This window comes from Natribaculum luteum, from assembly GCF_023008545.1.
Classification (GTDB): Archaea; Halobacteriota; Halobacteria; order Halobacteriales; family Natrialbaceae; genus Natribaculum; species Natribaculum luteum.
In genome coordinates this window covers 2,519,189-2,537,462 of the sequence record NZ_CP095397.1, presented here as the reverse complement: position 1 = coordinate 2,537,462, position 18,274 = coordinate 2,519,189, and the positions used below count along the sequence as shown (strand labels likewise).

The window sequence follows — 18,274 nt, the reverse complement described above, 5'->3', positions numbered from 1 at the left end:
AGACTGTCTCGTCGACGGCGAGTCGTCGCGAATGGGGGAGCTACGTCGTCGGAGCGACGTCGTCGGTCTGTGCGTCGGCGATGATGATGCCGGCACCACCCAGGAGAAACGACGCCGGAACGATAGCGAGCCAGAAGTTCGCCTGCCAGTAGCCAAGCGCGAAGAGGGCGAATCCGGCGACGATCGCGGGCACGCTGCGGCCGAGCAGCGCGTTACCGACGCCGACGAGCGTGACGACCGCGACGATCGCGAAAAAGCCCACTCGAAACGCCGACGGGCTGACGTTCGAGAACACCAGATAGATCCCGGTGGCGACGTAGATCGCGGAGAGAATCGACATGAGCTTCGCGACGACGACGTTTCGACCGCTTCTCTCGGACATAGGCGAGGGTTCGTCGTCGGCCTCCTTATCGGTTCGGACACGCGGTGGACTCCGAACCGCCCGGTCCGAGTCGTAGAGCGGGGGTCACTCCCGCCCCGTCAGCGCCTCGCTGGCGGGGGAAAACGAGATCGTCGAGCCGACGTCTTCCTCGAGTGCTCGCTCGTACAGCAGGTACGCGGCGGCGACTGTCTCGATGCCGGTGCCACCGCTGTCGAAGACGGTGATCTCGTCGTCGCTCGTCCGCCCCGGTTCGACGTCGGCGACGACCTCGCCGAGTTCGGCGTGGACGTGGTCTTCGGTCACCACGCCGTCCTCGAGTGCGGCGAGGAACGAGCCCGCGTCGTAGGTCACACGCTCTCGCAGGTCGGGGACGTACGTCGCCCGTTCGATCGTCGTCGTATCGAGTTCCCGTTTCCCCGGGTGGTACTGACCCATCGCGGTGACGTGGGTCCCCGGATCGAGCGCGTCGCCGTCGAAGACCGGCTCACTCGCCGTCGTTGCGGTGATCACGACGTCCGCGCCCGAGACTGCGGCCTCGCTCGAGTCGACGGCAGCGACGGTGGCCTCGAGGCGGTCGTCGAACTCGGTTGCGAAGGATTCGCGGTTCTCGCGAGTCTGCGAGTAGACGCGAACGTCGGTGAATTCGCGGACGGTCGCGGTCGCGAGTACCTGGCCGCGTGCCTGTGCGCCGCTGCCGACGACGGCGAGCGTCTCGGCGTCCTCGCGGGCGAGTGCGTCGACGCCGACGGCACCGGCCGCACCGGTCTTGAAGGGATTCATGCTCGCCCCGTCGAGCAGGGCGAGTGGTTCACCGCTCTCGGCGTCGAAAAGCGGCGTCATGAACCAGGCGTCACCGGCACCGAAGCCGGCGGAGTACATGTATCCGCCCATCGCGCCGGTGTCGGGGAGGAGGGCGGCGTAACTGGTCATCATACCCCCGGGATCGGAGCGGAGGAACTTCTGACGTGGGTGAGCGGGTGCGCCCTCGCCGCGCTGGCGATACCCCTCGCGAACGGCCGCTACGTACTCGGCAGGCGTCGCGAGACCGGTGACGTCGTCGCTGGTGAGAAACAGCGTGTCGGTCATGATCGTCCCAACGAACGGTGGGGTAAAAAAGACAGGAGAAGCGGCGCTTCAGTCCGCGTTGGCTGGAGTATGCGACGTCTGGTTCTGGCTCTCTTCGCGCGCGTCGACCGGCGAGTTGACGAACATCGCGTGGCCGATGAGGCCGACCGCGACGAGCGCACCGAACGGCACGGCGCTCATCACGGAGATGCCGACGACAGTGAGTGCTGCGGTGACGCCGAGCAGTGCGACCGGAATGAGCCCAAGAACAATGTCGTAATATCCAGCCATAATCTATCTCATACTATGGGATATTGCTATATAAGTGTTTCCCATAATTGGCTTATAGCAGATTTGTCTTCAATACGGATCCAGCATAGTGGATATTGATAAGTTATGAGTAAATAATACCGGGCTCGAAACGCTGTAATTTGATCGAGGTCGACCTGGAAATCGACCGCGCGCGAACGGCGATGAGTCGAGGAGACTGCGTAATCGCAGGATAGCGGTAGCGAAACTCGGGAACGCATCCGCACGGGTCGAGAGCCGTCCGGGAGAACTCGTCTGTTTCGCTCACGTGGCCCCGACTCGACTCGAGAGCACACATGCGAGAAATGACACGTTTGGAAACGGTACCGAAATCGAACAGGGAATGATAGTTTTGGAACGTGTCCGTGCGCGTTCTTGATCGATGCAACCGCCGGACGGCTTGCGGGTGTGCGAAGAATCAGGTACAGCAGGCGGTATCAGTCGCCGACTGTCGCCGCGTATCCGATCCGCCAGGTCAGGAGCACGACTAGCCCGGTCCCGGTCATCACGAGGTTAAACGGCCAGGTTACCCCGCCCTCGAACGCCGGGGACGACCGGAGCAACAGCCCGACGTTGACCGCGGCGAGCCAGGCGAGCGCTGTCACGCGCGCTGCAGTCGTCGACGAGGACAGCGCCCGTGGCGCGTAGATGTCGGCGAGCGGCACGACGACGAGCCAGCCGATCACGAACGGAGTCATCGTCTCGAGTGCGTCGAGCGGCGCGTCGACCGGATTGCCGCCGTGGTTCAGGAACCCGACGAGTACGAGCCCCGCGACCAGCGCGACGTCGACGAGTCCCAGAAACAGCGTCCGGCGATCCACGACACCGCCCGTCTCGAGCGTTCGTACGTCTTCGACCATACGGCGAAATCGGTCCCCTGGACCTATGGCTTTCCCGGTTTCTCGGTCGGCGATGACAGGAGAGGAGGAACCGCGGCGACTGGCGTCGCCGTGGTCGTCCAACGGACAGAGCGTCGGCGTGCGAGGCGCCCAGCCCCGCACTCGCGAAACGAGGCCCTTCTCGTACTTTGTTATCGGCATCTTTCGAGCGCGACGACCGTCCCACGACGAGCGCCGCGACTGGTAACGAGAGCCTAGCCCGGTCGACGTCGACCGGCGTTCGGAGACGATTCCTGGAGTTCGTGACGCTCTCGAGACCCGTCGTCGAAGATTCACGACGAAGCCGACGATGGCACGCTCCGGGCCGAGACGGCCGCTCTCAGCGCCCGGCGCGTCGACAGTGGCGACACGCGTTCTATCAGCCGTAAGGCAGAACTAATATAGCAAGAATACATACTGTCGTCTCGATGGCAGTGGCCGACGAACGACGAGAGAGATGTGACGGGTGTGGGCGAACCGTCTCGCTCGAGGACCTCACGACGGTGACGATGCCCGACGGAGAGGCCATCGCCTGCTGTCCCGAGTGTGAACCCCATGCTCGAGAAGCAGCGGAGAAACTCTCGTCGCTCGACACGCAGCGGGCCAGCTGTGACGGCTGCAACGGCGAGTTCCCCAGCGCGGACCTCGAAGACGTCGTCCTGACCGACGGGACGGTCATCTCCTGTTGTCCGGACTGTCTCGCGGAGGTCCCGGGCAGAAGCGACGGCGCCGAGTCGTCGGCCGACGGCACCGAGGCGGAGACCACCGAGATCGCCACGACGAAGAACCTCTGCAGTCAGTGCCACGAGTGGACCGGCGAGGAACTCTTTCGGGTCACGACGGTCGACGGTCGAACCGAGGAGATGTGCCGAGACTGCAAGGAACTGCTCGAGGACGACGGCGTCGTCACGGACGTCCAGATGCGAAAGGCCGAGGCGCGCGAGATCCTCGGCGTCGAGGCGGGGGCGACGGAGTCAGAGATCCGAAACGCCTTCCTGACGCAGATCAAAAGCGCACACCCCGACAGAAAGAGCGGGAGTCGGTCGGCGTTCAAACTCGTCAAGCGGGCCTACGATCGGCTTATCTGATCTCGTCTCACCTTCCCGGTGGCGCTCGACCGTCCTCTCGCCGAACGAATCCGATCGTCGCCGGATCGAAGTAGTACGTCGTCCCGCAGACGTCACACGTCGTCTCGAGGCGCTGACCGTGTTTGTGGCGCTTCCACAGTTTCGTCTGTTCGTCGTCGATCTCGAGGGTGACCCGGTGGCCACAGCCCGACAGCGTACACGGGAACCGAACGAACCAGTTCGGGACCGCGAGTCCGCCAAGCGGGGTGAGTTCGTCGCGGAGTCGACCGAGGAGCGCGAAGATCGTCGCCGTCAGGTTCTCGCGATCGATTTCTATCCCGTCAACGGCCGTGACGTAGCCGCCGCGGAGCTGCTCGTGGTCGTACAGCGGGAGGACGGGAACGTCCTTCGCGACCGCGTAGCCGATCTCCTGGTTTACCCACTGGTCGTCAGCTGCATCGTCGGTCAACACGGCGACGAGGAGGTCACTATCGTCGATTCGACCCTTGAGGAGGTCCCGGGAACGGTCGGCGTCGGCCTCCTCGAGAGCGATGTGAACGCCGAAGGGGAAGTTCTTGACCGTCGAGAACAGGTCCTGGACCAGCTCGAGGTCGCCTGGCGCGTGTGCCACGTACACCTGCTCTCCAGTCATCGATAGATGGCTCTTAATTTAGAGTCGAACATCTTCAATGTAACTGTAATTCGCTGAAAGATCACTCGACAGTCTCGAGGACGCGCTGGGAGAACTCGACCTCCGAGAGATCGTCGTACAGCCTGTCGAACCAGTCTGCATCGACGTACCAGGTCCCGCGGACGTCCCCGTCGGTCGTCTTCGACGTCGCCTCGAGCGTGACGGACGTCCACTCCTCGCGTTCGTCGGCGATCTCGAGGACGGTTCGGACCACGACGCCGACCTCGTGGCTGGTTACCGACGGAACGTTGGCGACGGTCTCGTACTCGAGGTCGACGACAGACCCCTCGCGGTCCCAGTCGGTGAGGTAGATCCCTTGCCCCATGAGCCGATTCTCGAGCGTCTCCGCCAGTGGCCGTTCCCCGGTCATGTACCGACCGTTGGACCGGCAGCGGCAAATGCCTGCGGGTCGCCCTACAGCGGTGCGACGAGGTCTTCGAGCGCCGCTTTGGGATCGTCGGCCTTGGCGACGCCGCTCGCAAGCAGGACGCCCTCCGCACCGAGGTCGCCGGCAGCGACGACGTCCTCGCCGGTGCTGATACCGGCGCCACAGAGGACCGAGACGTCGTCGTCGACGGTGCGAGCGGCGTCGACGGCGCCCTCGACGACATCTGGATCGGCCTGACTGACGGGCGTTCCAGTGCCGATCAGTTCGGGCGGTTCGACGGCGACGGCGTCCGGGCCGAGCGCCGCCGCGGCACCGATCTGGCCGGGGTTGTTCGCACAGACGATCGTCTCGAGGTCGGCGCGCCGGGCAGCTCGCAGGGCACCGTCGACGTCGGCCAGTTTCAGCCGGCGCTCGGAGTGGTTGAGCAAGGTGCCGACGGCGCCGGCGTCGGCGACCGACTCCGCGAGCACGTGGCCTGTGTTGCTGCCGTAGTCGATCGGGTCGACGTGCTGGGCCCACGTCTCGACGCCGGTCTCCGCGACGCGTGCCAGGTCCGTCGACTGCGGCGCGACGGCGACGCGCGCGTCGGTCGTCTCGTTTACGTCGCGGGCGGCTTCCGCGACCGCGATCGGATCGCACGGATACGTCTTCAGGTTGACGAGGACGAACATATCCGAACAGGATTGCGCTCGCGGGAAATAGTTTCCGAGTTCGTCGATCGGCCGGCACACTACGCAGCGAGGAGACGAGATCCGCGTCGGCGACGTTCAGTCCTTTCGCTTGACGACGTCGCCGAGGGTGTAGCTGCCGCTCGCGGAGCCACCCTCCCACTCGGTGTCCTCGTCGGTGCCGGCAGAGCCGGTGAGACTCACGTCGAGGAAGCGCTCGAGTTTCGACTGCACGTTGTCGCTCGGGAGCGTGTCACCGCGCTCGAGTTTGCGGATGAGACTCGCCTTCTCGTTGAGTTCGTTGGCGAGGTCGGACTGGCTGAGTCCCTTCTTCTCCCGGGCGCGCCGGATGCGGTCGTCGTAGTCCGGCGCGAGTTCGTCCATGTCGTCGAACATGTCCGAGCGGCGGCGAGAGCCGCTCGACCCGGTCGATCGACCCGCGCTCGAAGAACTCGAGCCGCCGCTCGACCCGGAGCCGCTCGACCCGGTCGAGTACTTCGTCGAGGTGCTCGAGGTCGAACTCTGGGTCTTCACTTCGGTACCGAAGTCAGTACAGTTAGAACAAACGTCCAGCTTCGCGCCTTCGACCTTGATGGTCTTCGGGGACGACGTCTCGGCACCACACATCTCACACTGAACCATACACGAAACTATATCGCCGCGAGTCATAAAGGATGCGGCGCTTCCGTCGTCACTCGAGGGCTTTCCAGGCGTAGAAAAAGCGCTGGAGCGCCGTGAAGTGGCCGATCACGGCGAGAAAGACGAGCAGCCAGCCGACGAGCGAGAAGCCGGCGTAGGTTTCGGAGAGCGGGTACGCGAGGAGGCCGACGGCACCGATGATCGCGAGTCGGTCCGCGCGGCCGACGAGACCGCCGTAGACGCGCTCGAGGCCGACGGCCTGGGCCTGCGTACCGAGGTACGACGTCATCACGACGCCGGTGACCGCCGCGAAGCCGAGGACGAAGTCGCCGATCCCCGCGGCGAGACCGGCGATGACGACGATGTCGGCGTACCGATCGAGGACGTGATCCAGCAGGTCGCCGCCACGGGAGGCGACGCCCTGCTCGCGGGCGAGTGCGCCGTCGAGGATGTCGAGCCAGCCGTTGCAAAAAACCAGTGTGGCGGCGGCGACGTACCAGAACCGATCGGCGACGCCGCCGAGGTAGAACGCGACGGCGGCGGCGACGGCCATCCCGAACGCCAGCACGCTCACGCCGTTTGGTGTCAGCCCGAGTCGGTCGAATCCCCGGACGAACGGGTCGAGCACCTCCGAGACGTACGGCCTGAGTTTGTCGAGCGTCATTCGAGGTACTCCACGAAGTCGACGGTTCCTGCACTCGGTTCACGGTCACCCCGGATCACGGCCTCGAGTTCGGCTGCCACCGCCGCCGGCTCCAGGTCGGTCGTGTCGATCTCGTAGACGGACTCGAGGCCGTGTTCCTCGGCGGCCCCGGCGAGGATCACGTCGAGCGCTTCGCTTTCGGCGTTTTCGACGGCTTTCGCCTCGTTCTCGCCGCGCTCGAGCAGCCGACGCTCGAGTTCGTCGGGGTGACACCGCAACACTGTGACGCGGTCGGCGTCGAAGCGGTGGGCGAGGTGGGACTCGATCACGACGTCGTCGCGGCCCTCGAGCCACTCCGACGCCGCCTCGAGGTCGACGATGACGCTGCCGCGATCCTCGTCGATCTCGGTGTACAGCTCCTCGTCTTCGATCACCTCGTTGAGGTGGATTACCTCGAGGTCCGTCTCGAGCAGCCGGCTCGCGGTCGTCTTCCCCGTTCCGGGCGTGCCGGTGACGGCGACTCTCACGCGTCCGTCACCTCCGTTCGTCCACCGGAGTCGCCGATCCCGTCGCCCAGGACCGCGTTGAGCGTCTCGACGGCGCGCTCGGTCTCCTCGTCGGTGCCGCAGGTGATCCGGACGCACCCGGGAAGGCCGAAGCTCGTGCAGTCACGAACGATGACGCCCCGGTCTTGCATCTCCTCGGCGACCGCCGTCGCGTCGCCGACGTCGACGAGGACGAAGTTCCCCTCGCTGGGCCAGACGTGGGCGTCGATCTCGTCGCGCATGGTCGCCCGGGACTCGAGGGTCGTCTCGACGGTTCGCTCGACGTGTTCGTCGTCCTCGAGGGCGGCGAGGCCGGCGCGACAGGCCAGTTCGCTCGCTGCGAACGGGGTATTCACGCGGGCGTAGGCGTCGGCCCACCCGTCGGGGACGACGGCATAGCCGAGTCGGACCCCGGCGAGGCCGTAGGCCTTCGAGAACGTCCGCAGGACGGCGACGTCGTCGCGGGCGTCGAACCCTGCACGGCCCTCTATCAGCGCGACGGCGCTCTCACGGTCTGCGAACTCGCCGTAGGCCTCGTCGACGACGACGAGCGTCTCCTCGTCGGTCCCCTCGGCGAGTCGGTCGAGTTCAGCGAGAGGCATCGTCGACCCCGACGGGTTGTGTGGGCTCGTGATCCAGACGACGCGCTCGCCGTCGTAGGACTCGAGGACGGTCTCGGCGGGCTGTTCGAAGTCGTCGGCCTTCGAGAGCGCGTACTCGCGGACGCCGCCGTGGTGGAACCGGGCGCTCATCCCGTAGTACGCGAAGCCGGGCGAGGGAACGAGCACGTCGTCACCTGGTTCGAGGGTCGCCCGGTGGAGGTAGTCGATCGCGCCGTCGCCGCCGTTTGCGAGCCAGACTTGCTCACTCGCGACATCCCACCGGTCGGCGAGGGCGGCGGTGAGGTCGGCGTGGGCGGCTTTCGGGTACGAACTCGCGTTCGATGCGGTGTCACGGATCGCTACGACGGCCGCCGGGGACGGACCGTGCGGGTTCTCGTTCGAGGCGAGTTTGACGAACTCCGAGGGATCGCGCCCGAGCTCGCGGGCGACTTCCTCGATCCCCCGGCCCGCCTCGTACGCGACGTGGTCCGACAGATCGCGCGGTTGCATACGCCAACGGTTCGTCTCACGGGTCTTAAGGATGCTCACCTGTACTCGCGTCGGTCGGGATTTCGCCGGCGGCGGCTCCCGTCGAGGCAATGCGCTCGATCGCCTCGAGATCGCACACGCGAGCAGCGGCCGTCAGCGCGACCGTCCCGGTCTCGCAATCCCAGTCGACGAGGCCACGGTCGTCGAGCCACGGCAGGTGAACGTGGACGAGCGAGACGGCGGCCCGTCGCCGGAGCGCCGACGCATCCTCGTCGAGGCCGCGTTCGGCGAGGAGGCACGTCACTAGCTCCGAGACCGACGACGCGTCCCCTGCCTCGAGAACGGCGAGAATCGTTCGTCGACGAGGTGACGACAGCGTCTCGAACAGTTCGGTGGATCTGTCTGTCGATCGAACCGAGTTCTCCGCCCGAGAGAACTTCATGATCAATGTGAACACACTACAATAACGTGTGCGCTCGGCAGTAGAGATCAGGGTCTACTTACTTGCGCCCGGGTCAACCATAATTGGCGTCGTCGGCGACCTCGGATCGGAGCACCGTGTTCGTCCCCCGACGCAGGCGCTCCGACGCCGCCTGCGTCGAGATGCCGAGTTCGTCGGCGAGTTCCGACAGGGTGACCCCCCGCGGGATTTCGAAGTACCCCCGTTCGGTCGCGAGTTCGAGCGTCCGTCGCTGTTCCGGCGTCAGTTCGAACCGCTCCGCCGTCCGCGACTCGATCGAACGAATTCGGACCAGCGAGAGGCCAATGCCGCGTTCGTCGCAGTACTCGTGGAAACCCGACAGGTCCTCGTGGGCAGGAAATCGGAGCCGAAAGTGCCAGCGATCGCCGCCTCGTGCCTCGAGGATCGTCGCACGGTGGGCCTCGAGTCCGGTCACGAAACACTCGAGGTCGTCGTTCCAGTCGATTCGATACAGGATTCGCCCGTCGAGCCGATCGACCTCGACGATCGAGTCGACGACCTCACAGGTGGCGATGCGATCACCGAAGGCGTCGACCTCCCGTCCACCGACCCAGACGTACGGCATGATGCGATCCGACGACGGAACGACGCGTTCGACGTCGACCTCGACGTCGACTTCCGCGGTGAGTACCCGTCCGAGGACGAACTCGTCGGCGGCGATTTCGAACTCCGAGACGACGGCCATTACCGCGAGTATGTAACTTCAGTGTTAAAAATACCCACCCCACCGAATCGACCGCGCCACACACGGACTACTGTACGTCAGTTCCGGTGCAACCGCGACCGCCTGCGGTTGCACCGGTAAATCGGTACAGCAGCCCGTTTCACCCCTCGTACAGTGATCTGACGCGCTCGAGCGTGTCGGCGTCGGCCGGCTCCTTGTCGTGGCGAACCCCGAGGAAACGGGGAAATCGCAGCGCGTAGCCCGCGGAGTAGGTCGGCGAGGCCTGGATCTCCTCGTAGCCGACCTCGAAGACGACCGCGGGCTCGAGGTCGACTTCCTGGCCGTCCTGGGTCAGGACGTGGGGCTCGAGCAGCTCCGTGAGATCGGCGAGCGTCTCGTCGGTGATGCCTGTCGCGACCTTCCCGACCGTCTCGAACGTCTCGCCGTCGCGGACCGACAGCTCGAACGTGCCGAGATACGTCGCTCGCCGCCCCTCGCCCCACTCCGCACCCGTCACGACGCAGTCGAGCGTCTCGACGTCCGGCTTGCGCTTGAGCCAGTTTTTCCCTCGACGACCCGGCGAGTACGTCGCGTCGGGATTTTTGAGCATGATCCCCTCGTGGCCGCCCTCGAGTGCGTCTGCATCGATCGCCTCGATCTCGTCGGGGTCGTCGGTGAGCCACAGCGTCGAGAGCCCCTCGCCATCCGCGAGCAGGGACTCGAGGCGGGCGTGGCGCTCGGTCAGCGGAGCCTCGAGCAAGTCCTCGCCGGCGACGTGCAGGCAGTCGAAGAAAACGGGTCTGACAGTGACGTCTTCGCGCGCTTTCGCCACGTCGTGTTTCCGGCGGAACCGCCGTAACACCTCCTGGAAGGGGAGCGGGTCGCCTGTGTCGTCGATCGCGACGACCTCGCCGTCGAGGATCACCGGATCGACGAGACGGTCGGCGGCGAACTCGACGACCTCCGGGAGGGCGTCGGTGACGTCCTCCATGTTCCGCGAGAAGACCCGCGTCTCGCCGTCGGGGTCGTGGTGCAACTGGATCCTGGCCCCGTCGTACTTCCACTCCACTGCCGTCTCGTCCCACTCCTCGAGCGCGTCCGCCACCGTCCCCGCCTGGGCGAGCATCGCCCTGACGGGACGGCCGAGTTCGAGGTCCATCGCGTCCAGGCCCTCGAGGCCCTCCTCGCGGGCGACAACCGCGACCCGTCCGTAATCGTTCGAGACCTGCAGGGCGCGCTCGACGCGGTCCTCGGGGACGTCGAACGCGGCGGCGACGGCGTCTCGCACCGCGCCTTCGCCGACGCCGATGCGCATCTCCGAGAGGACGAGCCTGGCGAGATAGCGCGCTTCCTCGCTCGAGCAGCGGTTGAACAGGCCAAAGAGGAGATCGACCTTGCGGTCCTGACTGCCCGACCCGTCCGCCTCGGCGAGGTCGACGAGCGTCTCGTACACCTCGCGGACAGAGAGGGCGTCGCCGCCACCGCCCTCGGTGAACGCGCCGAGTCCCTGCTGGCCGCCGAAGTCGTAGCTCGCCGCCACCTCGCCGATCTCGCCGACCGCTGCCAGGCGCTCCTCGACGTCGTCCGCGCTCACGTTCGTTCCTGCCGCGCGGGCGATCGCCTCGTAGCACGTCCGCGGGCCGACGTCGAGGGTCGTCGAGTCCCACGCCGGGAAGACCCGCCCCTGGACGAACCGCGCGACGAGCTCGAGGTCGTCGTTCGCGTCCGCGAGCAGTGACGTGACGTGGTCGACGATCTCGAGGTCGGACGCTTCGGCTTCGATCTCTCCGGCCCGGTCGGCGAACGCGGCGAACTTCATCGACGTGGAGTAGGCGACGGGCGGCGCTTAAGCGTTCACTCTTTCAGGTGCCGGGCGATGATCTTCTTCTGGATCTCGGAGGTTCCCTCGTAGATGGTCGTGATCTTGGCGTCGCGGTAGTAGCGTTCGACGTCGAAGTCCTTGGTGTAGCCGTAGCCGCCGTGGACCTGGACGGCGTCGCTGGCGACGTCGACGGCCGTCTCGCTGGCGAAGTACTTCGCCATACTCGCGGCCATCGGATCGAGTCCGTCGTCGTTCTTTCGCGCGGCGTCGCGGGTGAGCAGGCGCGCTGCCTGGACGTTCGTCTGCATGTCAGCCAGCATGTGTCCGATCGCCTGGTGTTCGACGATCGGCTTCCCGAACTGCTCGCGCTCGTTGGCGTAGGCGACGGCGTCGTCTAACGCCGCCTGTGCGACGCCGACGGCCTGGCTGGCGATGGCGATCCGTCCTCCGGTGAGAATCGAGAACGCCGATTTCAGCCCCTCGCCAACCTCTGTCAGGCGGTTTTCGGCCGGAATGCGCACACCGTCGAAGAGAAGCGAGGTCGTGTCGCTCGCGCGCAGTCCCAGTTTGTCCTCTTTCTTGCCGACCTCGAGTCCCTCGGCGTCTTTGGGGACGAGAAACTGCGTGACCGAGTTGGGATCGTCGCGGTCGGTCTTGGCGAACAGAACGACGACGCCCGCGCGCTGTCCGTTGGTGATCCACTGTTTCTTGCCGTCGATCACGTACTCGTCACCCTCCCGGCGGGCTTCGGTCGTCATCTCCGCCGGGTTCGAGCCGGCGTCGGGTTCCGACAGCGCGAACGCGCCGACGGGTCGCCCCGTCGCCATCTCCGGCAGCCACGCCTCCTTTTGCGCTTCGCTCGCGAACTCGTCGATACACGACGTCGCGAGGGCGTGGACCGACAGCGCGGTCGCAAGCGAGAGGTGGCCGTAGGCGAGTTCCTCGTTGACGACGCTTTTCGTCACCTCGTCTGCACCGAAGCCGCCGTACTCCTCGGGCACCGTCAGCCCGGTCAGGTCCAGGTCCGCCAGCGCGTCCCAGACGTCCTCGGGGAACTCCTGGTTCTCGTCGGCCTCGTCGACGACGGGCCGTACCTCCGCCTCGACGAAGTCCTGGATCGTCTCCTGGATGAGTTGCTGCTCGTTCGAGAGGTCCATTACCACCCTCTTTCGCCAACAGCGTAGTAAATGATGTGCTCCCCGCGAGGTGCGTCGTCAGCGCCTCGAGCGGCGGATGGGCAGGTAGCAGTGATGGGACGCTCACCACCAGCGACCTCGAGGCAGACGTCCTCGCACAGTTCGCGTTCACGCGGTGGGGAGACCGACTGCGGTCACCGCAGAAGTAACAGCGTCGCGACGCCGATTCCGACGACGACGACCAGGACGCCGACGAGCGCGACTGGACCGCCGACGACGGCCGCCGTCGCGGTCGCGACGCCGAGTGCGAGCAGTCCCAGCACGAACAGCCCGATCGTCCCGGCGTCGAGGCCGCTCGTCGTCGACAGGCGCTCGAAAACGGTCGGTTCCTGCTCGGGCGATTGCGGCTGGGCGAGCGTCTCGTCGACCTCGACCGGCGGCGGGCCGGGCGTGACCGTCACGTCGATCGAAACCGACGCCGCACCGTAGCCGGTCGACACCTCGAGCGTGCCCGCGACGTCGGCGTCGACGTCGTCGACGAGAATCGGCACGTACGTCTCCTCGTCCGGTTCGACGTAGTAGTGAGACTGCTCGAGTGTGGCGACGTGTGCGAGGTCACCGCCGAGTCGGCAGTGGACGTGTGCCGGCGTGTCGTGGCTCTCCAGGACGATCCCGAACGATTCGGTCGTCTCGAGCGTCCGCGTGTCGGCGGCGATCGTGTCCGTGCCGTTCCGTCCGACGTGGACGGTGACCTCGTCTCGAGACACGGCTCTCAGGCTGGCGTTTCTTCGCGCATATCCGGCGGCAGCAGGTTCGGAATGCCGTCCTCGATGGCGTAGCGTTCGCCACACTCGCTGCAGACGAGCGTTCCCGAAATGACCTCGTCGCCGTCGTACTCGGCGTCCTCGAGTTCGAGATCGTGTTTGTCCAGCGGGCAACAGAGGATTTCAAGCAACGACTCTTTCATGATAGGAACGGTGACCGCCGTCAGCAAAAGGTTTCGGGAACGCGGTCGGTAACTCGAGCGCAAAAACGGAGTGTCGTCGAGGGTTGATCGGGCCTTCAGGCCGCGGTCTCTTCGGTCAGCAGTCGGCGAAGCACGAGGTGCAGGACGCCGCCGTTCTCGATGTAGCGGACGGCAGCGGGCGTGCCGACCTGTGCGGTGACGGTGAACTCGGTGGTCTCGCCGTCTTCGTCCTCGGCGACGACGGTGAGTTCGTCGTTGGGCTCGAGTCCGTCGTCGAGACCCTCGATCTCGAAGTACTCGGAGCCGTCGAGGCCGAGTTCCTCCCAGCCCTCACCCGCTTCGAACTGCAGGGGCAGGACGCCCATGCCGATGAGGTTGTCGCGGTAGATGCGCTCGTAGCTCTTCGCGATGGTCGCACGGATGCCAAGCAGGTCGGTCCCCTTTGCCGCCCAGTCGCGGCTCGAGCCGGTCCCGAACTCCTCGCCGGAGAGGACCACGAGCGGCGTGTCCTCCTCCCGGTAGCGCTCGGATGCCTCGAAGACGGTGGCCTCCTCGTCAGTCGGGTGGTGGATCGTGTAGCCGCCCTCCTTGCCGTCTAGCATCTGGTTCTCGATGCGGACGTTCGCGAAGGTACCGCGCATCATGACCTCGTGGTTGCCACGGCGTGAGCCGTACGTGTTGAACTCGTAGGGTTCGACGCCGCGTTCGCTGAGCCACTGGCCGGCGGGCAGGTCCTCGCTGAACGGCCCGGCGGGGCTGATGTGGTCGGTCGTCACGGTGTCACCGAGGGTCAGCAGACAGCGGGCGTCTGCGATGTCGGAGACGCCGGGTTCCTCGAGCGGGAAGTCCTGGAAGAACGGCGGCTCGCGGATGTACGTGGACTCGTCGTCCCACTCGTAGACGTCGCCCGTGGGTGCCTCGAGGCTTTCCCAGCGTTCGTCGCCCTCGAAGACGGAGGCGTATTTCTCCTCGAACAGGTCGGGCGAGACGCTGTCGTGGATCGTCTCGCGGACCTCTTCCGTGTCCGGCCAGACGTCCTCGAGGTAGACCTCCTCGCCCTCGTCGTTGACGCCGATCGGCTCCTCTTCGAGGTCGATGTCCATCCGGCCTGCGAGCCCGTAGGCGACGACCAGCGGCGGGGACGCGAGGTAGTTCGCCCGGATCTTCGGGTGGATGCGCGCCTCGAAGTTACGGTTGCCCGAGAGGACGCTCGTCGTCCAGAGGTCGTACTCGTCGATCGCCTCCTCGATCGGGTCGGGCAGCGGCCCGGCGTTGCCGATACAGGTCGTACAGCCGTAGCCGACGACGTGGTAGCCAAGCTCCTCCAGGTCGTCGAGCAGGCCCGCGGCCTCGAGGTACTCGGTGACGACCTTGCTCCCGGGTGCGAGGCTCGTCTTGACGTACTCGGGCACCTCGAGTCCGGCCTCGGCGGCGTTGCGCGCGAGCAGCCCCGCGGCGACCATCACCGACGGGTTCGAGGTGTTCGTACAGGAGGTGATCGCGCTCACGAGAACGTCGCCGTGGCCGATCTCGACCTCGGTGCCGTCCTCGAGCGTGACGGGGACTTTCTCGTCGAGGTCGGGCGTGTTCTCGGTGACGAGTCCGCCGTCGCTGGTTGCGGCTCCGCCGTCGAGGACGCCCTGCTCCTCGAGCAGCGTCGGGAAGTGCTCGTCCAGATCGCCCATCGGGATGCGGGCGTGGGGCTTCTTGTGGCCCGCGAGGCTCGGTTCGACGTCGCCCAGGTCGAACTCGACGACCTCGGTGAACTCGGGGTCGTGTTCGCCGAACAGACCCTGTGCCTCGAGGTACTCGCGGACGAGGTCGATGTGCTCGGCGTCGCGACCCGTGAGCTCGAGGTAGTCGAGGGTCTTCTCGTCGACGGGGAACATGCTGATCGTCGACCCCTGCTCGGGTGCCATGTTCGAGATGGTCGCGCGATCGGCCACCGAAAGCTGGGAGACGCCGGGGCCGAAGAACTCGACGAACTTGTCGACGACGCCGACCTGGCGGAGTTTCTCCGTGATGTGGAGCACGAGGTCGGTCGCGGTCGCACCGTCTGGGAGTTCACCGGTGAGTTTGACGCCGACGACCTCCGGAAGCGTCATCGTGATCGGCTGGCCGAGCAGCGCGGCCTCGGCCTCGATGCCACCGACGCCCCAGCCGACGACGCCGATGCCGCCGATCATCGGGGTGTGGCTGTCCGTGCCGACGAGCGTGTCGGGCAGCAGCCACTGCTCGCCGTCCTGCTCGCGGGCGTGGACGACCTGACCCAGGTGCTCCAAGTTGACCTGGTGGACGATCCCGGTTCCCGGCGGAACGACGTTGAAGTCCTCGAAGGCCTGTTCGGCCCACTTGATCGCACGATATCGCTCCTCGTTTCGCTCGTACTCGAGTTCGACGTTCTTCTCGTAGGCGTCCTCGCTACCGAAGTAGTCGACCTGGACGCTGTGGTCGATCACGAGGTCACAGGGGACTTCGGGTTCGACGACCGTCGGGTCGACGCCCTTGCGGTCCGCAGCGGAGCGCAGCGCCGCCAGGTCGACGACCGCGGGGACGCCGGTGAGGTCCTGGAGGACGACGCGCGACGGCTGGAACGGCACCTCGACGTCCGGCACGTCCGGCTCCCACGAGGCGGCGTTCCGGATGTCCTCTTCGGTGATGTGTTCGCCGTCGGCGTTCCGGAGAACCGACTCGAGAAGGACCCGGATGCTCACCGGTAGCTTCTCGAGGTCGCACAGTCCCTGCTCTTCGAGAACGGTAAGGTCGGCCATCGAGTACGAGGTCCCGTCGACCTCGATCTCCCGGATGGCGTCGAATGGGTCTGATTCTACCATATGGCACGTCTGGAAGAAGACACCTTGAACTTCCCGATATCTCTGGAACGGTGTGATACCGACGGAGCGCCTCGATTTTCGACCAGAGACGAATTCGTCGTACGTTGTTCGACGATCGACACTGTCGGCATATATTTATCCGACTACATTTATTGATTGACTTATGTCTTCAGCACCAGTCACTGAACGGATACCCGTTCGATACGGTATCGTGCTTCTCGCCGCCCTGCTCGTGAGTTTCGTGTACGCACTCCTCGTCGCCGACCTCCTCCGCTGGGCGTGGGCAGTCGGCGCAGCAGTCTCGCTGAGTCTCGCGCTGTTTCTCTGCTACTTGCTCTACAGAGCCGTCCTGGCGATCGAACGAATTTCGTACAAACTGTAAAAACGAGCGTCGACGTCCGAACGGGCCGTCGGCGAACACGACGGCCGGTTACGTCCGCTCGAGGCGCGAACCGACTCGTTATTCGTAGGGATCTTCGACGACGACGGTCTCCTCGCGACCGGGACCGACGCCGACGGCGTAGATCGGCGTCTCGAGTTCGTCCTCGAGGTACTCGAGGTAGGTCCGGGCGTTCTCGGGGATCGCCTCGTACCCTTCGTCGGCGACTTCGGCCCAGTCGACCTCCGACCAGCCGTCGAACGTACGCAAGACCGCCTCACACTCGCCCCACTTCTCCGTTGTCGGCGGCATCGTCAGCACTTCCTCGCCGTCGAGTTCGTAGGCGTGACCGACGTTGACCTCGTCCAGGCCGGCGAGAACGTCGATGTGGTTGACCGCGAGGCCGGTGAAGCCACTCGCACGCGCGGCGTGGCGCAACATGGGCATGTCGAGCCACCCGACGCGTCGAGGACGGCCGGTGACGGTTCCGTACTCGCCGCCTTCGTCGCGGATGTACGTCGCGAGTTCTTCTTCCTCGTCGTCTGCCTCGTCGGGGTCGTACCCCGGCGTCTGGCCCTCGACACCGCCGAGTTCGGTCGGGAGCGGACCGGTACCGACCCGCGAGAGGTAGGCTTTCACGACGCCGATCACGTCGCCCTGGCCGACGACGGTCGGGCCGAGACCGCTACCGACACAGGCGCCGCCCGCAGTCGGGTTCGAGGAGGTGACGTAGGGGTAGATGCCGTGATCGATGTCGATCGAGGTACCCTGTGCGCCCTCGAGCATGACGTCGTCGCCCTCGTCGATCCGCCGCTGCAGGTAGGTGCCACAGTCGACGGTCATCCCTTCCTCTTCGAGACGCTTCCCGTACTCGCGGTAGGTCTCGTAGAGGTGGTCGACGTCGAACGCCTCGCCCGTCTCTTTGCCGAAGACCTCCTCCGCTAAGGCCTTCTTCTGGGGGACGACGTACTCGAGGCGCGCACGCAGCGTGTCGGGGTCGAGCATGTCGCCGATGCGGATGCCACGACGGCCCGCCTTGTCCTCGTAGGTCGGACCGATACCGCGCTTCGTGGTGCCAGCGGCGAGGTCGTCTTTCTCGTCTTCCTCGATGCCGTCGAGAACGCGGTGGTAGGGGAGAATCGCGTGTGCACGCTCGGCCACGCGAACGTCCGGTTCGAGACCGCGCTCGCGGAGCGTGTCGATCTCGTCGAACAGCGTTTCGGGGTTGACGACGCAACCGTTGCCGAGGACGCCGACCTTGCCCCGGACGGCCCCCGACGGAACGAGAGAGAGCTTGTACTTCTCACCGTCGTAGACGACGGTGTGGCCGGCGTTGTCGCCGCCCTGATAGCGGACGACGACGTCGGCGGCGTCGCCATAGAGGTCGACGACCCCACCTTTCCCTTCGTCGCCGAGTTGCGACCCGACGATAGTGACGGTCATAACAGCGACGGGTTCTTGCCCAGTCGATAAACAGATTACGGTATCGGTGGTCGGCGGCACTCGAGGGGCGGCCGTCTGTGCCACTATCGTGACTGTCAGGAGGCGACGATACTCCGGGACGGCGGTGGGATCACCCCCGATTCGACGATCGAACCCGAAGCGTTAACTACTGCCAAGAATTA

At 65.8% G+C, this 18,274-nt stretch carries 22 protein-coding genes; 3 read left to right on the top strand and 19 right to left on the bottom strand.

The genetic code is table 11. The annotated features are described in order from the left end of the window. Positions 1–40: 40 nt before the first annotated feature. The 4 genes from MU558_RS13090 to MU558_RS13075 all read right to left on the bottom strand — a co-directional run bounded on the left by MU558_RS13090 (position 41) and on the right by MU558_RS13075 (position 2,616). Positions 41–382 carry a hypothetical protein gene (locus MU558_RS13090; RefSeq protein WP_246966751.1) on the bottom strand — a complete coding sequence of 114 codons (342 nt, stop codon included), beginning with the start codon at positions 380–382 and terminating at the stop codon, positions 41–43. An 84-nt stretch (positions 383–466) separates the two neighbouring features. Continuing rightward, the gene (locus MU558_RS13085; protein ID WP_246966749.1) at positions 467–1,468 is read right to left on the bottom strand and encodes an ornithine cyclodeaminase family protein; all 1,002 of its coding nucleotides are present in this window, start codon (positions 1,466–1,468) and stop codon (positions 467–469) included. Positions 1,469–1,516: 48 nt separating this feature from the next. Further along, positions 1,517–1,738: a DUF8015 family protein gene (locus tag MU558_RS13080; protein ID WP_246966747.1), complete on the bottom strand. Its 222-nt coding sequence runs from the start codon at positions 1,736–1,738 to the stop codon at positions 1,517–1,519. A 455-nt stretch (positions 1,739–2,193) separates the two neighbouring features. Then, positions 2,194–2,616 carry a DUF3054 domain-containing protein gene (locus MU558_RS13075; RefSeq protein WP_246966745.1) on the bottom strand — a complete coding sequence of 141 codons (423 nt, stop codon included), beginning with the start codon at positions 2,614–2,616 and terminating at the stop codon, positions 2,194–2,196. A gap of 446 nt (positions 2,617–3,062) precedes the next feature. Here MU558_RS13075 and MU558_RS13070 point away from each other — a divergent pair, with 446 nt between their 5' ends. Then, positions 3,063–3,722: a J domain-containing protein gene (locus MU558_RS13070; protein ID WP_246966743.1), complete on the top strand. Its 660-nt coding sequence runs from the start codon at positions 3,063–3,065 to the stop codon at positions 3,720–3,722. A gap of 7 nt (positions 3,723–3,729) precedes the next feature. On the opposite strand, the gene MU558_RS13065 is transcribed toward MU558_RS13070, so the two are convergent. From MU558_RS13065 to MU558_RS13015, 11 genes are all read right to left on the bottom strand, one after another. After that, complete coding sequence (locus MU558_RS13065; RefSeq protein WP_246966741.1) at positions 3,730–4,353, bottom strand: toll/interleukin-1 receptor domain-containing protein; 624 nt, start codon at positions 4,351–4,353, stop codon at positions 3,730–3,732. Between the two features lie 61 nt (positions 4,354–4,414). Next, positions 4,415–4,762, bottom strand: coding sequence for a DUF8159 domain-containing protein (locus tag MU558_RS13060; protein WP_246966739.1), 348 nt, complete (start codon positions 4,760–4,762; stop codon positions 4,415–4,417). Positions 4,763–4,806: 44 nt separating this feature from the next. Beyond that, entirely contained in the window at positions 4,807–5,451 is a 645-nt protein-coding gene (gene tpiA, locus MU558_RS13055) for a triose-phosphate isomerase (protein WP_246966737.1), read from the bottom strand. A gap of 96 nt (positions 5,452–5,547) precedes the next feature. After that, complete coding sequence (locus MU558_RS13050) at positions 5,548–6,090, bottom strand: multiprotein bridging factor aMBF1 (RefSeq protein WP_345781500.1); 543 nt, start codon at positions 6,088–6,090, stop codon at positions 5,548–5,550. Positions 6,091–6,139: 49 nt separating this feature from the next. Further along, entirely contained in the window at positions 6,140–6,751 is a 612-nt protein-coding gene (locus MU558_RS13045) for a CDP-alcohol phosphatidyltransferase family protein (RefSeq protein ID WP_246966735.1), read from the bottom strand. Further along, positions 6,748–7,257: an adenylate kinase family protein gene (locus tag MU558_RS13040; protein WP_246966733.1), complete on the bottom strand. Its 510-nt coding sequence runs from the start codon at positions 7,255–7,257 to the stop codon at positions 6,748–6,750. The genes MU558_RS13045 and MU558_RS13040 overlap by 4 nt, the downstream gene beginning before the upstream one ends. Beyond that, the gene (hisC, locus tag MU558_RS13035) at positions 7,254–8,387 is read right to left on the bottom strand and encodes a histidinol-phosphate transaminase (protein ID WP_246966731.1); all 1,134 of its coding nucleotides are present in this window, start codon (positions 8,385–8,387) and stop codon (positions 7,254–7,256) included. Before hisC ends, MU558_RS13040 begins: the two co-directional genes overlap by 4 nt. A gap of 25 nt (positions 8,388–8,412) precedes the next feature. Beyond that, positions 8,413–8,808, bottom strand: coding sequence for a DUF7344 domain-containing protein (locus tag MU558_RS13030; RefSeq protein ID WP_246966729.1), 396 nt, complete (start codon positions 8,806–8,808; stop codon positions 8,413–8,415). A 73-nt stretch (positions 8,809–8,881) separates the two neighbouring features. After that, positions 8,882–9,532 carry a helix-turn-helix domain-containing protein gene (locus tag MU558_RS13025; RefSeq protein WP_246966727.1) on the bottom strand — a complete coding sequence of 217 codons (651 nt, stop codon included), beginning with the start codon at positions 9,530–9,532 and terminating at the stop codon, positions 8,882–8,884. Between the two features lie 139 nt (positions 9,533–9,671). Next, a complete protein-coding gene (gene ligA, locus MU558_RS13020; RefSeq protein ID WP_246966725.1) occupies positions 9,672–11,330 on the bottom strand; it encodes an ATP-dependent DNA ligase LigA in 1,659 nt (552 codons plus the stop codon). Positions 11,331–11,365: 35 nt separating this feature from the next. Next, the gene (locus MU558_RS13015; RefSeq protein WP_246966723.1) at positions 11,366–12,490 is read right to left on the bottom strand and encodes an acyl-CoA dehydrogenase family protein; all 1,125 of its coding nucleotides are present in this window, start codon (positions 12,488–12,490) and stop codon (positions 11,366–11,368) included. Between the two features lie 35 nt (positions 12,491–12,525). Between MU558_RS13015 and MU558_RS13010 the strand changes: the two genes are divergently transcribed. Then, positions 12,526–12,678, top strand: a complete 153-nt coding sequence (locus MU558_RS13010) for a hypothetical protein (protein ID WP_246966721.1) — start codon at positions 12,526–12,528, stop codon at positions 12,676–12,678. Here MU558_RS13010 and MU558_RS13005 read toward each other — a convergent pair. From MU558_RS13005 to acnA, 3 genes are all read right to left on the bottom strand, one after another. Next, the gene (locus MU558_RS13005) at positions 12,664–13,236 is read right to left on the bottom strand and encodes a DUF7524 family protein (protein WP_246966719.1); all 573 of its coding nucleotides are present in this window, start codon (positions 13,234–13,236) and stop codon (positions 12,664–12,666) included. The genes MU558_RS13010 and MU558_RS13005 overlap by 15 nt on opposite strands. Before the next feature lie 5 nt (positions 13,237–13,241). Then, on the bottom strand, positions 13,242–13,436 hold the full coding sequence (locus tag MU558_RS13000) for a methytransferase partner Trm112 (protein ID WP_246966717.1): 195 nt from the start codon (positions 13,434–13,436) through the stop codon (positions 13,242–13,244). A gap of 95 nt (positions 13,437–13,531) precedes the next feature. Then, positions 13,532–16,270: an aconitate hydratase AcnA gene (gene acnA, locus MU558_RS12995; protein WP_246966715.1), complete on the bottom strand. Its 2,739-nt coding sequence runs from the start codon at positions 16,268–16,270 to the stop codon at positions 13,532–13,534. A gap of 163 nt (positions 16,271–16,433) precedes the next feature. Between acnA and MU558_RS12990 the strand changes: the two genes are divergently transcribed. After that, positions 16,434–16,652: a hypothetical protein gene (locus MU558_RS12990; RefSeq protein WP_246966713.1), complete on the top strand. Its 219-nt coding sequence runs from the start codon at positions 16,434–16,436 to the stop codon at positions 16,650–16,652. A gap of 78 nt (positions 16,653–16,730) precedes the next feature. On the opposite strand, the gene MU558_RS12985 is transcribed toward MU558_RS12990, so the two are convergent. Next, positions 16,731–18,092: an adenylosuccinate synthase gene (locus tag MU558_RS12985; protein WP_246966711.1), complete on the bottom strand. Its 1,362-nt coding sequence runs from the start codon at positions 18,090–18,092 to the stop codon at positions 16,731–16,733. Positions 18,093–18,274: the final 182 nt, after the last annotated feature.

What these genes read in the sequence shown, in the direction of transcription:
- MU558_RS13090 (WP_246966751.1), bottom strand. Translation starts at nt 382, where the DNA reads ATGTCCGAGAGAAGCGGTCGAAACGTCGTCGTCGCGAAGCTCATGTCG.
- MU558_RS13085 (WP_246966749.1), bottom strand. Translation starts at nt 1,468, where the DNA reads ATGACCGACACGCTGTTTCTCACCAGCGACGACGTCACCGGTCTCGCG.
- MU558_RS13080 (WP_246966747.1), bottom strand. Translation starts at nt 1,738, where the DNA reads ATGGCTGGATATTACGACATTGTTCTTGGGCTCATTCCGGTCGCACTG.
- MU558_RS13075 (WP_246966745.1), bottom strand. Translation starts at nt 2,616, where the DNA reads ATGGTCGAAGACGTACGAACGCTCGAGACGGGCGGTGTCGTGGATCGC.
- MU558_RS13070 (WP_246966743.1), top strand. Translation starts at nt 3,063, where the DNA reads ATGGCAGTGGCCGACGAACGACGAGAGAGATGTGACGGGTGTGGGCGA.
- MU558_RS13065 (WP_246966741.1), bottom strand. Translation starts at nt 4,353, where the DNA reads ATGACTGGAGAGCAGGTGTACGTGGCACACGCGCCAGGCGACCTCGAG.
- MU558_RS13060 (WP_246966739.1), bottom strand. Translation starts at nt 4,762, where the DNA reads ATGACCGGGGAACGGCCACTGGCGGAGACGCTCGAGAATCGGCTCATG.
- tpiA (WP_246966737.1), bottom strand. Translation starts at nt 5,451, where the DNA reads ATGTTCGTCCTCGTCAACCTGAAGACGTATCCGTGCGATCCGATCGCG.
- MU558_RS13050 (WP_345781500.1), bottom strand. Translation starts at nt 6,090, where the DNA reads ATGGTTCAGTGTGAGATGTGTGGTGCCGAGACGTCGTCCCCGAAGACC.
- MU558_RS13045 (WP_246966735.1), bottom strand. Translation starts at nt 6,751, where the DNA reads ATGACGCTCGACAAACTCAGGCCGTACGTCTCGGAGGTGCTCGACCCG.
- hisC (WP_246966731.1), bottom strand. Translation starts at nt 8,387, where the DNA reads ATGCAACCGCGCGATCTGTCGGACCACGTCGCGTACGAGGCGGGCCGG.
- MU558_RS13030 (WP_246966729.1), bottom strand. Translation starts at nt 8,808, where the DNA reads ATGAAGTTCTCTCGGGCGGAGAACTCGGTTCGATCGACAGACAGATCC.
- MU558_RS13025 (WP_246966727.1), bottom strand. Translation starts at nt 9,532, where the DNA reads ATGGCCGTCGTCTCGGAGTTCGAAATCGCCGCCGACGAGTTCGTCCTC.
- ligA (WP_246966725.1), bottom strand. Translation starts at nt 11,330, where the DNA reads ATGAAGTTCGCCGCGTTCGCCGACCGGGCCGGAGAGATCGAAGCCGAA.
- MU558_RS13015 (WP_246966723.1), bottom strand. Translation starts at nt 12,490, where the DNA reads ATGGACCTCTCGAACGAGCAGCAACTCATCCAGGAGACGATCCAGGAC.
- MU558_RS13000 (WP_246966717.1), bottom strand. Translation starts at nt 13,436, where the DNA reads ATGAAAGAGTCGTTGCTTGAAATCCTCTGTTGCCCGCTGGACAAACAC.
- acnA (WP_246966715.1), bottom strand. Translation starts at nt 16,270, where the DNA reads ATGGTAGAATCAGACCCATTCGACGCCATCCGGGAGATCGAGGTCGAC.
- MU558_RS12990 (WP_246966713.1), top strand. Translation starts at nt 16,434, where the DNA reads ATGTCTTCAGCACCAGTCACTGAACGGATACCCGTTCGATACGGTATC.
- MU558_RS12985 (WP_246966711.1), bottom strand. Translation starts at nt 18,092, where the DNA reads ATGACCGTCACTATCGTCGGGTCGCAACTCGGCGACGAAGGGAAAGGT.